The sequence below is a fragment of the Erwinia rhapontici genome, from assembly GCF_020683125.1.
Classification (GTDB): Bacteria; Pseudomonadota; Gammaproteobacteria; order Enterobacterales; family Enterobacteriaceae; genus Erwinia; species Erwinia rhapontici.
Genome location: NZ_CP085627.1, coordinates 4,209,499 through 4,222,559, shown reverse-complemented (window position 1 = coordinate 4,222,559; position 13,061 = coordinate 4,209,499). Strand labels below are relative to the sequence as shown.

At 54.5% G+C, this 13,061-nt stretch carries 11 protein-coding genes and 1 riboswitch; of the genes, 5 read left to right on the top strand and 6 right to left on the bottom strand.

What is annotated here, in order from left to right; genetic code table 11:
- Positions 1-19: 19 nt before the first annotated feature.
- A riboswitch (TPP riboswitch) is annotated at positions 20-168 on the bottom strand.
- Between the two features lie 35 nt (positions 169-203).
- Complete coding sequence (gene sgrR, locus LJN55_RS19475) at positions 204-1,865, bottom strand: HTH-type transcriptional regulator SgrR (protein ID WP_227535078.1); 1,662 nt, start codon at positions 1,863-1,865, stop codon at positions 204-206.
- Between the two features lie 244 nt (positions 1,866-2,109).
- On the opposite strand from sgrR, the gene LJN55_RS19470 reads away from it, so the two are divergent.
- A complete protein-coding gene (locus LJN55_RS19470; RefSeq protein WP_227535077.1) occupies positions 2,110-3,294 on the top strand; it encodes an MFS transporter in 1,185 nt (394 codons plus the stop codon).
- Between the two features lie 72 nt (positions 3,295-3,366).
- Here LJN55_RS19470 and leuD read toward each other — a convergent pair whose 3' ends face one another.
- The 5 genes from leuD to leuL form a co-directional block, all read right to left on the bottom strand.
- Positions 3,367-3,972 carry a 3-isopropylmalate dehydratase small subunit gene (gene leuD, locus LJN55_RS19465; RefSeq protein WP_227535076.1) on the bottom strand — a complete coding sequence of 202 codons (606 nt, stop codon included), beginning with the start codon at positions 3,970-3,972 and terminating at the stop codon, positions 3,367-3,369.
- Between the two features lie 9 nt (positions 3,973-3,981).
- Positions 3,982-5,379 carry a 3-isopropylmalate dehydratase large subunit gene (gene leuC / locus LJN55_RS19460; protein WP_133842316.1) on the bottom strand — a complete coding sequence of 466 codons (1,398 nt, stop codon included), beginning with the start codon at positions 5,377-5,379 and terminating at the stop codon, positions 3,982-3,984.
- A 4-nt stretch (positions 5,380-5,383) separates the two neighbouring features.
- The gene (gene leuB / locus LJN55_RS19455; RefSeq protein WP_227535075.1) at positions 5,384-6,472 is read right to left on the bottom strand and encodes a 3-isopropylmalate dehydrogenase; all 1,089 of its coding nucleotides are present in this window, start codon (positions 6,470-6,472) and stop codon (positions 5,384-5,386) included.
- A gap of 1 nt (position 6,473) precedes the next feature.
- Positions 6,474-8,042, bottom strand: a complete 1,569-nt coding sequence (leuA, locus tag LJN55_RS19450; RefSeq protein ID WP_227535074.1) for a 2-isopropylmalate synthase — start codon at positions 8,040-8,042, stop codon at positions 6,474-6,476.
- A gap of 94 nt (positions 8,043-8,136) precedes the next feature.
- The gene (gene leuL, locus LJN55_RS24075; RefSeq protein ID WP_133842717.1) at positions 8,137-8,220 is read right to left on the bottom strand and encodes a leu operon leader peptide; all 84 of its coding nucleotides are present in this window, start codon (positions 8,218-8,220) and stop codon (positions 8,137-8,139) included.
- A 473-nt stretch (positions 8,221-8,693) separates the two neighbouring features.
- On the opposite strand from leuL, the gene ilvI reads away from it, so the two are divergent.
- From ilvI to mraZ, 4 genes are all read left to right on the top strand, one after another.
- Complete coding sequence (gene ilvI, locus LJN55_RS19440) at positions 8,694-10,418, top strand: acetolactate synthase 3 large subunit (RefSeq protein WP_227535072.1); 1,725 nt, start codon at positions 8,694-8,696, stop codon at positions 10,416-10,418.
- Between the two features lie 2 nt (positions 10,419-10,420).
- Positions 10,421-10,912 carry an acetolactate synthase small subunit gene (gene ilvN / locus LJN55_RS19435; RefSeq protein ID WP_133842312.1) on the top strand — a complete coding sequence of 164 codons (492 nt, stop codon included), beginning with the start codon at positions 10,421-10,423 and terminating at the stop codon, positions 10,910-10,912.
- Positions 10,913-11,073: 161 nt separating this feature from the next.
- Positions 11,074-12,084 carry a catabolite repressor/activator gene (cra, locus tag LJN55_RS19430; RefSeq protein WP_133842311.1) on the top strand — a complete coding sequence of 337 codons (1,011 nt, stop codon included), beginning with the start codon at positions 11,074-11,076 and terminating at the stop codon, positions 12,082-12,084.
- Positions 12,085-12,600: 516 nt separating this feature from the next.
- Entirely contained in the window at positions 12,601-13,059 is a 459-nt protein-coding gene (mraZ, locus tag LJN55_RS19425) for a division/cell wall cluster transcriptional repressor MraZ (RefSeq protein ID WP_200641654.1), read from the top strand.
- The last annotated feature ends 2 nt before the right edge of the window (positions 13,060-13,061 follow it).

Below are 13,061 nucleotides of genomic sequence, written 5' to 3'. Positions count from 1 at the left end.
GTATGCGCAAAGGATCTGAGTCAGTGACACTCTCAAATCCCTACGCCGGTATGATCCGGGTCAGGTTCGACGGGTTTTATCTCAGCGAAAACGTGCTGCGCAGGCATTGATTCGGCGTCGTGCAGTGATCCGGCGTCAGCTGATGTTTTCGCACCCCGTTGAGAACGGCTCATTCTAGTGGTTTCGTCTTTGTTACGAAAGCGTCATGATTCGGGGGGAGCGAACCAGGCAGATTTAAAGTCGAACCAGCCCAGCGTGTTCATGCGTACACCGCGCATACTGCGCTGTCCATGCAGCAGGAGCCAGTGGTGGAACAGCGGATGGAGGAAGTTGCTGTCGATCAACTGCTTGCTCCAGTCGGCCAGCGAGAGTTTCTGCTCGCGCCAGAGTCGGGCATCGCTTTCCCAGTCAGTCGGCACACAGTGGTGCATCAGCGGGATCTCATACAGCAGGGCAAACAGAGAGAACTCCAGCGGCAGGGTAAAGTTGGCGCTGCCCAGCCAGATATCGCTTTTAGCCTCGCCGCGATACCAGCTTTCATAATCAATTTCCTGAGTGATCAGCTCAACGCCGTGTGCGGCAAGGATCGGTCCGAGCGCGTTGGCAATGCCCTGGTGTTCAATATGATCGCTGTACCAGGTGATGGTCAGCGACGTCAGCCCGGCGGGTTTCTCAGCAATGGCCATATCGCGGCGATGATGCCAGCGTGGCAGCAGGCCGTAGGCCGGGAACCAGTAGCGCTGGTAGGCAATGCCGCTGTGGTTCAGCAGGGCGATAGGGTTGAAAATGGTGCTGATCCAGCGGCGCAGCTGTTCGTTACGTCCATGCTCAGAACGCTGATCAAACATCAGGAAATAGCAGCCCTCTTCCAGTCGGCTCTCTTCGGATTTTTCATCGGTGCTTTCGCTTTGCAGTTTGACACCGGAGTAAACCAGTTCGTCGCTTATCTCCGGCAGCACCCAGATATTGACCTCATCAATCAATGCGCGATAACCAAAGTAATCATCAAAGGCGGCAATGCGCAGCTGGCTGTGCTGGTTGCGTTCCACCTCGTAGGCGCCGGTGCCCACCGGCTGACGGGCAAAATTACGCATATGCGGCCACTCTTTCGGCAGGATCATGGCGCTGACGCTGCCCAGCAGCCAGGGCAGCCAGTTATCCTGCTGGCTGAGATGGATATCCAGCGTCCAGGGGGTGTGGCATTCAATACGTTCGAGGTGGCTGAACAGCGGTTGCTCTTTTAAGCGTACGAGCGTGGCAATGACGTCCTCAACCTCCAGTTCACGGCCATGATGGAAGTGGATGGCCGGGCGCAGAAAGAAGCGCCAGTGCAGCGGGGCGATCTGTTGCCAGTGATGGGCAATATCCGGTTCGATTTCCCCGTTTTCCTCATTTATCCGTGCCAGCCCGTTGAAGATTTGCCGCGCAAGATGCGTTTCCGAGCGGCGCAGCGGCGTCCCGGGCAGCAGATTCAGTAACGGACGGTAGTAGAGCACGCGCAGAATATGTTTACCCTGGCGGAAACTGCGGCCTAAATGGGAGAGCAGCATCTGACGTACGCGGTTTTTATCCCCCACCAGTTGCACCAGTTGGTCGATGCGGTCCTGTTCCAGTAAGTCCTCTGCCCGTTGTTGCTGTAACGCCAGCCCGGTATAACGGAAAGTGAGGCGTGAACGCTTGCCGCGTCCTGCCTCAGCCTGCCACTCCAGCCAGCCCTGATCCTGCATGGCATTCAGCAGGTTACGCATATGACGCCGGGAACAGCTAAGCTGTACCGCCAGATCGCTGAGCGTGGTTTCCTGTGGCTGGCCGTCGCAACATTGCCAGAGCCGGATAAATTGCTGCTGTAAACGGGGTGAGGACATAAAAGAGGAACCCTGTGTTAAAAGCTGTCTGTTTTTCCTGCCTTATATTACGGCGATAATGGCAACAGATGAAAGAGCGGGAGGCATTCTTCGGAATGGCGTTCAATCATTCACAGTGGCGTAAGCCCTGATTCTGAGTATGGTGCTTTTCACCAGCCAGCGGTAAGCCGCTGGCTTTTTTCGTCGGTTTTCTTCTAAGCTCTGAGTCTGTTCACTCTTATTTCAGCCAGTCGAGGCATCCGTCATGACATCGCTCCAACGCCGTCGTATTCATCCGGTCTATCTGGCTTTTATGGCGGTTTCTTTCATGGTTGGGATTGCCGGTGCGTTGCAGGCCCCCACTCTTAGCCTGTTTCTGAGCCGTGAAGTGGCGGCGCGCCCCTTCTGGGTTGGGCTGTTTTATACGGTGAATGCGGTGGCGGGGATCGTGGTCAGTCTGCTGCTGGCAAAACGCTCGGACAGTCGTGGTGACCGACGTATGCTGATCCTGTTTTGCTGCGTGATGGCGATAGGTAACGCGTTGTTATTCGCCTTCAATCGTCATTATCTGACGTTAATTACCGCCGGGGTCTTCTTGTCTGCGGTCGCCAGCGTGGCGATGCCGCAAATTTTTGCGTTGGCACGCGAATATGCTGACAGCTCTGCCCGTGAAGCGGTGATGTTCAGTTCCGTGATGCGCGCCCAGTTATCACTGGCGTGGGTGATTGGGCCACCGCTCTCTTTTGCCATTGCGCTGAACTACGGTTTTACCACCATGTTTCTCGTCGCTGCACTGCTGTTCGTGGTCTGTGTGGCGTTAATCTGGTTTACCCTGCCGTCGGTGCCGCGCGCGCAGGCCGCGACAGCAGACGTGCCCATCACCAATATCAGCGGCTGGAAGAGCCGCGATGTGCGTATGCTGTTTATCGGATCGGTCCTGATGTGGACCTGTAACACGATGTATATTATTGATATGCCGTTGTATATCAGTAGCGTGCTGGGCATGCCGGATACGCTGGCCGGTCTGTTGATGGGGACGGCGGCGGGGCTGGAGATCCCGGTGATGCTGCTGGCAGGGCACTACGTGAAACGCTTTGGTAAGCGCAATATGATGTTGCTGGCGGTGGCCTGCGGGGCGTTGTTTTATCTTGGTCTGGTGCTGTTCCAGAGTCGCAGCGCACTGATGATATTGCAGCTGTTTAATGCGGTGTATATCGGCATTATTGCCGGGATTGGCATGATCTGGTTTCAGGACTTGATGCCGTCGCGGCCTGGTGCGGCCACCACGCTGTTTACCAACAGTATCTCAACCGGGGTGATCCTGGCGGGTGTTGTGCAGGGCGCGCTGGCGGAGACGTTCGGCCATCACTCGGTGTACTGGGTGGCGTTACTGCTGGCGCTGGTGGCGTTTGCGCTGTCGTGGCGGGTCAGAGAACAGCGCGTGATATAAATACGGGCCAGGTATGCCAGGCCCCTACAGAGGTTGCAGGGGCTGACCTTCTTTTTCGGTTAGCCCGCAATATCAACGCAAAAACGTGTGCTGTTTTTGCTCGTACGCGGTGATATCAGCATCGTGCTGCAAGGTCAGGCCAATCGCATCAAGCCCGTTAATCAGGCAGTGGCGGCGGAAGCTGTCGATCTCAAACGGGTAGGTTTTATCCCCGGCCCGCACTTGCTGATTTTCCAGATCAACCGTGAAGCGAATGCCCGGTTCCGCTGCCACTAACTGGAACATCTCATCCACTTCCGCTTCGCTCAGCGTTACCAGCAGCAACTGGTTATTAAATGAGTTGTTAGCAAAGATATCGGCAAAACCGGAACCGACAATGGCCTGAATGCCGTAATCTGTCAGCGCCCAGGGGGCATGTTCGCGTGAGGAACCACAGCCAAAGTTTTCCCGCGTCAGCATGATGCTGGCCCCACTAAACTCGGGCTTATTCAGCACAAATTCCGGGTTGGAAATTTGCCCTTCGGGGTCGGTATAACGCCAGTCATAAAAAAGGTTCCGGCCGAAACCGGTGCGCGTCACCATCTGCAAAAACTGCTTAGGGATAATCGCATCGGTATCAACGTTAGCCGCATCCAGCGGCACCACGATACCGCTGTGCTGCGTGAATTTTTTCGCCATAACAGTTCCTTAAATCAGCTCGCGGATATCAGCAAAGTGACCAGCGACCGCCGCTGCGGCGGCCATGGCCGGGCTGACCAGATGGGTACGTCCGCCACGGCCCTGACGACCTTCAAAGTTGCGGTTGCTGGTGGAGGCACAGCGTTCTCCGGGGCTGAGGCGATCGTTATTCATCGCCAGGCACATAGAACAGCCCGGTAAACGCCATTCAAAGCCCGCATCGATAAAGATCTTATCCAGACCTTCTTCTTCTGCCTGCGCTTTCACCGGGCCAGAACCCGGCACCACGTAGCCCTGCACACCCTGAGCAATCTTATGCCCTTTCACCACGGCTGCGGCCGCGCGTAAATCTTCAATGCGCGAGTTAGTGCAGGAGCCGATAAACACTTTATCCACCGGCACGTCGGTCAGACGGATACCGGGTTTCAGGTCCATATAGGCCAGCGCTTTTTCTGCCGAGGCACGTTCCACTGGATCGCTGAACGAAGCCGGATCGGGAATCGGGTCACTGACGGCAATCACCTGACCGGGGTTGGTTCCCCAGGTGACCTGCGGCGCTATATCTGCTGCATCCAGCGTGACCACTTTGTCGAAGTGCGCGCCTTCATCAGTTTTCAGCGTACGCCAGTAGTCGACGGCCTGCTGCCAGGCGGCATCTTTAGGGGCAAAACGGCGGCCATTGACGTAGTTAAAGGTGGTGTCATCGGGCGCAATCAGCCCGGCTTTGGCACCCAGTTCAATTGCCATATTGCACAGGGTCATACGCCCTTCCATGCTCAGCGCTTCGACAGCTGCACCGCAGAACTCCACAACGTGACCGTTGCCGCCACCGCTGCCGGTTTTACCGATAATGGCCAGCGCGATATCTTTTGCAGTAATCCCTGGCGCAGTCTGACCGCGTACCTCAACCTTCATGGTTTTCGCCCGTGACTGTTTCAGCGTTTGCGTTGCCAGTACGTGCTCCACTTCGGAGGTGCCGATGCCAAAGGCCAGCGCACCGAGTGCACCGTGGGTTGAGGTGTGGGAATCACCGCAAACAATGGTCATGCCAGGCAGTGATAATCCCTGCTCTGGCCCCATCACATGCACAATGCCCTGGAATTGATGGCTGAGGTCAAACAGCTGGACGCCAAAGGCCTCACAGTTTTTGATCAACATCGACATCTGAATCCGTGCCATCTCGCCGCTGGCATTGATGTCACGCGACTGAGTGGAGACGTTGTGATCCATCGTGGCAAAGGTTTTTGACGGCTGGCGCACCGGGCGACCGTGTGCGCGCAGACCGTCAAAGGCCTGCGCTGACGTCACCTCATGGACAAGGTGACGGTCGATATAGATCAGCGGCGTTTCATTGGGTGCTTCGTGCACGACATGCGCATCAAACAGCTTCTCGTACAGTGTTTTCATATTTTTATGCTTCGCGAATAAACCGGGCAATCACGCTGCCCATTTCATCGGTGCCGATCGCCTTGCCGCTGCCAGCCAGATCGCCGGTGCGGAAACCTTCTTCCAGCGCACGGTTAATAGCCTGCTCAATCGCATCAGCGGCATCGGCCGAATTCAGGCTGTAGCGCAGCAGCAGGGCCAGCGACAGAATTTGCGCCACCGGGTTAGCCATATTTTTACCGGCAATATCCGGGGCCGATCCGCCTGCCGGCTCAAACAGACCAAAGCCTTTTTCGTTCAGGCTGGCTGATGGCAGCATGCCCATCGAGCCGGTGATCATGGCACATTCATCGGACAGGATGTCACCGAACAGGTTAGAACACAGCATCACGTCAAACTGTGACGGCGCCTTGATCAGCTGCATGGTGGCATTGTCGATATACATGTGGCTTAACTCGACGTCCGGGTAGTCCTGCGCCACTTCATTCACAATCTGACGCCAGAGAATCGAGGATTGCAGCACATTGGCTTTATCAATCGAGGTGACTTTGTTACGGCGTTTACGCGCGGATTCAAAGGCGATACGCGCAATGCGTTCGATTTCGAAACGGTGATACACCTCGGTGTCGAAAGCGCGTTCATGCATACCGCTGCCTTCGCGGCCTTTCGGCTGGCCGAAGTAAATCCCACCGGTCAGTTCACGGACCACCAGGATATCAAACCCCTGATCGGCAATATCACGGCGCAACGGGCAGAAATCTTCCAGCCCCTGATACAGGCTGGCCGGGCGCAGGTTACTGAACAGCTGGAAATGTTTGCGCAGTGGCAACAGGGCGCCGCGCTCAGGCTGCTCGGTCGGTGGAAGGTGTTCCCATTTTGGGCCACCAACAGAACCGAACAGAATAGCGTCAGCCTGCTCACAGCCTTTGACGGTGCCCTCAGGCAAGGGTACGCCGTGGCGGTCAATGGCGATACCGCCAACGTCATACTCGCTGGTGGAGATACGCAGATCAAAACGCTGGCGAATAGCGTCCAGGACTTTACTGGCCTGTGCCATCACTTCCGGGCCGATGCCATCACCGGGTAACACTGCGATATGGTAAGTGCGGGACATGTTATACGGCTTCCTTTTGGTCTTTGATCTGAGACTTACGCTGTAATTCCTGTTCAACCTGACGTGCGCGCCAGATAGTGTTCAGTGCGTTGACCATCGCTTTAGCCGAGGATTCGACGATATCCGTCGCCAGGCCCACGCCGTGGAATTTGCGGCCGTTGTACTGCACCACGATATCCACCTGACCCAGGGCATCTTTACCGTGACCTTGAGCGGTCAGCTGATAGTTGATCAGCTCGGTATCGAAGCTGGTAATGCGGTTAATCGCCTGATACACCGCATCCACCGGGCCGTTTCCGGTCGCCGCTTCAGTCTTCTGTTCTTCACCGCAGCCCAGTTGCACGGTAGCGGTCGCAATCACGCTGGAGCCGGACTGCACGTTGAAGGTATTCAGCGTGAAGTATTCTGGCTCTTCAGACTGTTTGTTGATAAAAGCCAGTGCTTCCAGGTCATAATCGAACACCTGGCCTTTTTTATCGGCCAGCGCCTTAAATGCGTCGTACAGCGTATCCATATTGTATTCGCTGTCGGTGTAGCCCATCTCTTCCATGCGGTGCTTCACGGCAGCACGGCCGGAACGTGAGGTCAGGTTTAACTGCACCTGTTTCAGACCGATGGATTCTGGTGTCAGGATTTCGTAGTTTTCGCGATTTTTCAGCACGCCATCCTGGTGGATACCGGAAGAGTGAGCGAAAGCATTGGAGCCGATAATCGCTTTGTGGGCAGGGATAGGCATGTTGCAGATTTTGCTGACGGTCTGGCAGGTACGGTAGATCTCCTGATGATTAATCCGCGTCTGAACGTTCATCAATTGTCCGCGGGTTTTAATCGCCATAATCACTTCTTCCAGCGCACAGTTACCTGCGCGCTCACCCAGGCCATTCATCGCCCCTTCAATCTGACGGGCGCCCGCGTTAACGGCGGCCAGCGCATTACCTACCGCCATCCCCAGGTCGTCGTGGGTATGAACAGACAGAATGGCTTTATCAATATTCGGCACACGATCGCGTAATGCGCTAAAGATGTTGGCATATTCGTACGGCAGCGTGTAACCCACGGTATCAGGGATGTTGATGGTGGTGGCACCGGCATTAATTGCCGCTTCCACTACGCGGCACAGGTCATCAATGGGGGTGCGTCCGCCATCCTCGCACGAGAACTCCACGTCGTCCGTATAGTTACGTGCGCGTTTCACCATTTTGACTGCACGCTCAATCACTTCTGGCAGCGTGCTGCGCAGCTTGGTGGCGATATGCATCGGCGAGGTGGCGAGGAAGGTGTGAATACGGTAGGCATCTGCAACACGCAGCGCTTCATAGGCCGCGTCGATATCTTTTTCTACACAGCGTGCCAGGCCACAGACCCGGCTATTTTTAATCTGGCGGGCGATGGTCTGGACGGATTCAAAATCACCAGGAGACGACACCGGGAAACCGACCTCCATCACGTCAACGCCCATACGTTCGAGTGCCAGGGCAATTTGCAGTTTTTCTTTCACACTCAGGCTGGCCTGTAATGCCTGTTCGCCATCGCGCAGAGTGGTATCGAAAATAATGACTTGGTCGCTCATGGAATAGTTCCTTGTCTGGTTTACGTCGCCTGCTGCTGCGAGCATAAAAAAACCCGCGCATCGGCGCGGGTTTCTTAGGTTTTACAGGCCTGAATCAGTGATTGATTCCGCCCACCAGTCTACCGCGCAAAGAGGATGCGTTTAGTAGTAGACCGAGTAGGCGATGAGTGCGGATCATTGATTCAAACCTCATTAAATTCTGGCAGTGACTTTATTGATACCTGATAAAGACCGGGGCTGTCAACCTTCAATAACAATCCTCAAAGCGTGGGAATTATTTGGCGCGCCGGGCATTAAAGGCCACAAAGTTTTAATAACAAAACGATCACAATGCATATTTCTTCGTCGCAGAATAATCCGCTTTTAGAACGGGAAATTGTCAGTGTAATTGTCGATGGCAGGGGCAGGCGGGCAGAGCCTTAATTATCACTTTCCGCACATGTCGTAAGGTTTGCCGTTTGCCTGCCAACTTTTCTACGGTTATGGTATTTGCCATAACCTCAAAAAACTGGGGCTTCGCCCTGTACCTGGATTTTGGAAATGACTTCCACTATCTGAGCATAAAAAAAACAGGTTTTGACCTTATCTGCCGTCCGGTGACGTTATGCTGTCCGTGTAAGATAAATCAGCACCTTAAGCCTGGAGGCAAAAATGGAGATGTTGTCAGGAGCCGAGATGGTGGTCCGATCGTTAATCGATCAGGGCGTAAAACATGTATTCGGCTACCCCGGCGGAGCGGTCCTCGATATCTATGACGCTCTGCAAACTGTAGGCGGCGTGGATCATATCCTTGTCCGTCACGAGCAGGGCGCTGTGCATATGGCCGATGGCTACGCACGGGCAACCGGTGATGTGGGTGTGGTGCTGGTGACCTCAGGGCCGGGAGCAACCAATGCGATTACCGGTATCGCTACCGCCTATATGGACTCCATCCCGATGGTCGTGCTATCCGGCCAGGTCATGTCTTCCCTGATCGGCTACGACGCCTTCCAGGAGTGCGACATGGTGGGTATTTCCCGCCCGGTGGTCAAACACAGCTTTATGGTGAAACGGGTAGAAGATATCCCGATCATTATGAAGAAAGCATTCTGGCTTGCGGCCAGCGGTCGTCCCGGACCGGTGGTGGTTGACCTGCCGAAAGATATGATGAGCCCGGCGAATAAGCTGCCGTATGTCTGGCCTGATGAAGTCAGCATGCGTTCGTACAACCCGACGACTCAGGGCCACAAAGGCCAGATTAAACGCGCGCTGCAAAGCCTGTTGGCTGCGAAAAAGCCAGTGATCTATGCCGGTGGCGGCGTGATCAATGCGGTGTGCCATGAGGAACTGCGCCAGCTGGCCGAAACGTTGAATGTGCCGGTGACTACTTCACTGATGGGCCTGGGCGCTTTCCCTGGCACGCACCGTCAGTGTGTGGGGATGCTGGGGATGCATGGCACCTATGAAGCCAATATGACGATGCACAACGCCGATGTGATCTTTGCAGTCGGTGTGCGTTTTGATGACCGTACCACCAACAATCTGGCGAAATACTGCCCAAATGCCACGGTGCTGCATATCGATATCGATCCGACGTCGATCTCGAAAACGGTGGCAGCGGATGTGCCGATCGTGGGTGATGCCAAACTGGTTCTGCAACAGATGCTGGAATTGCTGGCACAGAGCGATGTTCAGCAGAATTACGACAGCGTGCGCGACTGGTGGCAGAGCATCGATCAATGGCGTTCACGCCAGTGCCTCGAGTTCGACCGTACCAGTGATAAGATCAAGCCGCAGGCGGTGATCGAAACCATCTGTCGCCTGACAAATGGCGATGCTTACGTTACTTCCGACGTGGGTCAGCACCAGATGTTCGCTGCGCTCTATTATCAGTTTGATAAACCACGCCGCTGGATCAACTCCGGTGGCCTGGGCACGATGGGCTTTGGCCTGCCGGCAGCACTGGGCGTGAAGTTGGCTCTGCCTCAGGAAACCGTCGTATGTGTCACTGGCGATGGCAGTATTCAGATGAATATCCAGGAGCTGTCTACCGCGTTGCAATACGGCATTCCGGTACTGGTGCTGAATCTGAACAACCGTGTCCTGGGCATGGTGAAGCAGTGGCAGGACATGATTTATTCCGGTCGCCATTCACAGTCTTATATGGAATCGCTCCCTGATTTTGTTCGCCTGGCAGAGGCTTATGGTCACGTAGGTATCTCCATCAGCCATCCTGACGAACTGGAATCGAAACTGGCAGAAGCGCTGGAACATCTGGGCCGCGAGCGTCTGGTGTTTGTTGACGTTAACGTTGACGGTACGGAACACGTTTACCCGATGCATATTCGCGGTGGCGGTATGGACGAAATGTGGTTGAGCAAAACGGAGAGGACGTAACTATGCGTCGTGTATTATCGGTTCTGCTGGAAAACGAATCCGGCGCATTGTCCCGCGTGGTAGGCCTGTTCTCCCAGCGTGGCTACAACATTGAAAGCCTGACCGTGGCACCCACGGACGATCCGACGCTGTCGCGTATGACGATTCAGACCGTAGGTGACCAAAAGGTTCTGGAGCAGATCGAGAAGCAGCTGCACAAGCTGGTTGACGTGCTGCGTGTCAGTGAACTCGGGCAGGGCGCTTTCGTCGAGCGTGAGATCATGTTGGTGAAGATCCAGGCCAGCGGCTACGGGCGTGAAGAGGTCAAACGTTGTGCTGAAATTTTCCGCGGTCAGATTGTGGATGTCACGCCATCGCTTTACACGGTTCAGCTTGCGGGCACCAGTGACAAGCTGGATGCTTTCCTCAGCGCCGTACGTGAAGTCGCGGAAATCGTTGAAGTTGCGCGTTCAGGCATTGTTGGTGTGGCGCGCGGCGAACGCATTATGCGTTGATAGCTTCCCACCCGAATCCTGATTGTTTGTTAACCCGGCGTAATGCCGGGTTTTTTTATTTTGTCACAAAGCCCTTATCGCAGATGAAAAGCGGTTGCTCGCTCAACTATTCTGCGGTTAGATGTTACAAATACTAATCCATAGCGAATTGTGGGGTTATTGTGAAACTGGATGAAATTGCGCGCCTCGCGGGTGTGTCGCGTACGACGGCCAGCTACGTGATTAATGGCAAGGCCAAGCAGTATCGTGTCAGCGATAAAACCGTCGAGAAGGTTATGGCGGTGGTGCGTGAGCATAATTACCATCCGAATGCAGTGGCTGCGGGGTTACGCGCCGGACGCACGCGTTCGATAGGACTGGTTATTCCTGACCTGGAAAATACCAGCTACACAAGGATTGCGAACTATCTGGAGCGCCAGGCCCGCCAGCGTGGCTACCAGTTATTGATCGCCTGTTCGGAAGATCAGCCGGATAACGAAATGCGCTGTGTTGAACACCTGCTGCAACGCCAGGTGGATGCGATTATTGTTTCTACCTCCTTGCCGCCGGAGCACCCGTTCTATCAGCGCTGGATTAACGATCCACTGCCTATCATTGCTCTGGATCGTGCGCTGGATCGTGAGCACTTTACCAGCGTGGTGGGCGCCGATCAGGATGATGCCGAAGCACTGGGCGCCGAATTGCGTAAGCTGCCGGCAAAATCGGTGCTGTTTCTCGGTGCACTGCCGGAGCTGTCCGTCAGCTTCCTGCGTGAGCTGGGTTTTCGTGATGCATGGAAAGGGGACGAACGGCCGATCGACTACATCTATGCCAACAGTTTTGAGCGCAGTGCCGCTGCCACATTATTTGAGAAATACCTGGAAACCCATGACATGCCAGAGGCGCTGTTCACCACGTCTTTCGGTCTGTTGCAGGGTGTGATGGATGTGACGCTACGTCGCGAAGGGCGGCTTCCGCAGGATTTGGCCATCGCCACCTTTGGTGACCATGAGTTACTGGACTTCCTCGATTGCCCGGTGCTGGCCGTGGGGCAGCGACACCGTGATGTTGCGGAGCGTGTCCTTGAGTTGGTGCTTGCCAGCCTTGATGAACCCCGTAAACCTAAACCGGGTCTGACACGAATCCGCCGTAATCTTTATCGACGCGGTCGTTTAAACCGAAAAACAAACTGAAAAATCAGGGCAGCGAAAGCTGCCTTTTTCTTATCTGTCCAAAAGGATGGGCACAATTTAGCCATGATGATGGAGGGCAGTCAGGTAAATAAAAGTAAACAGTTCGCTGGAATGTCAGCATCTGATTATAAAGCCTGACGTTTATAAAGACTCTGTTACTTGTTAGTCACAGTATCCTGCGCTGTCACTGGGGTTGTGCTGGGAAAATTTTAAGAAATAACTTAAAATGCCGCCCACGTCGCAAAGCGGGCAGCTTATTTTTGGCGATGGATAGGTGGTAAGTTTTTGAGCAATTGCCAGGCTTGTGAGAATTTCCTGCCATTATTCATTAGTTTATTTTTAAATTTCCTCTTCAGGTCGTTTGTTTTTAACTTCCCCGTATTTTACCTCGCGAAGAAATAGTGCCAATCAGCCATTGCTGCGGCTTGACAATGTTTTCCTCTGCTCCGTACACTCTTTTGGTGGGAATTTGTGGAGTTAAGTGGTGATCTTGGGTAACTGGGGAGTGAGGCTGGCATGTTCCGAGGGGCAACGTTAGTCAATCTCGACAGCAAAGGGCGGCTTGCCGTGCCAACGCGCTATCGCGAAACGCTGATCGGGGAATCACAAGGGCATATGGTTTGTACCATTGACCTCCACCAGCCATGTCTGTTGCTCTACACCCTGCCCGAATGGGAAATTATTGAACAAAAGCTGTCTCGTTTATCCAGCATGAACCCAGCAGAGCGCCGTGTACAACGCCTGTTACTGGGGCACGCCAGTGAATGCCAGATGGACAATGCAGGCCGTTTACTGCTGGCGAATACCCTTCGTCAACATGCGAGCCTGACAAAAGAAGTGATGCTGGTTGGACAGTTCAACAAGTTTGAACTGTGGGATGAACAGACCTGGTATCAACAAGTCAAGGAAGATATTGACGCAGAGCAGTCCTCTCAGGCGCCGTTGTCTGACCGGCTGCAGGATTTGTCGTTATAACT

Bases quoted from the DNA above. Each gene is read 5' to 3' on its own strand.
- leuA (WP_227535074.1), bottom strand. From the start codon at position 8,042: ATGAGCGACCAAGTCATTATTTTCGATACCACTCTGCGCGATGGCGAA.
- ilvI (WP_227535072.1), top strand. From the start codon at position 8,694: ATGGAGATGTTGTCAGGAGCCGAGATGGTGGTCCGATCGTTAATCGAT.
- LJN55_RS19470 (WP_227535077.1), top strand. From the start codon at position 2,110: ATGACATCGCTCCAACGCCGTCGTATTCATCCGGTCTATCTGGCTTTT.
- leuL (WP_133842717.1), bottom strand. From the start codon at position 8,220: ATGATCCGCACTCATCGCCTACTCGGTCTACTACTAAACGCATCCTCT.
- leuB (WP_227535075.1), bottom strand. From the start codon at position 6,472: ATGTCCCGCACTTACCATATCGCAGTGTTACCCGGTGATGGCATCGGC.
- leuC (WP_133842316.1), bottom strand. From the start codon at position 5,379: ATGAAAACACTGTACGAGAAGCTGTTTGATGCGCATGTCGTGCACGAA.
- mraZ (WP_200641654.1), top strand. From the start codon at position 12,601: ATGTTCCGAGGGGCAACGTTAGTCAATCTCGACAGCAAAGGGCGGCTT.
- leuD (WP_227535076.1), bottom strand. From the start codon at position 3,972: ATGGCGAAAAAATTCACGCAGCACAGCGGTATCGTGGTGCCGCTGGAT.
- ilvN (WP_133842312.1), top strand. From the start codon at position 10,421: ATGCGTCGTGTATTATCGGTTCTGCTGGAAAACGAATCCGGCGCATTG.
- sgrR (WP_227535078.1), bottom strand. From the start codon at position 1,865: ATGTCCTCACCCCGTTTACAGCAGCAATTTATCCGGCTCTGGCAATGT.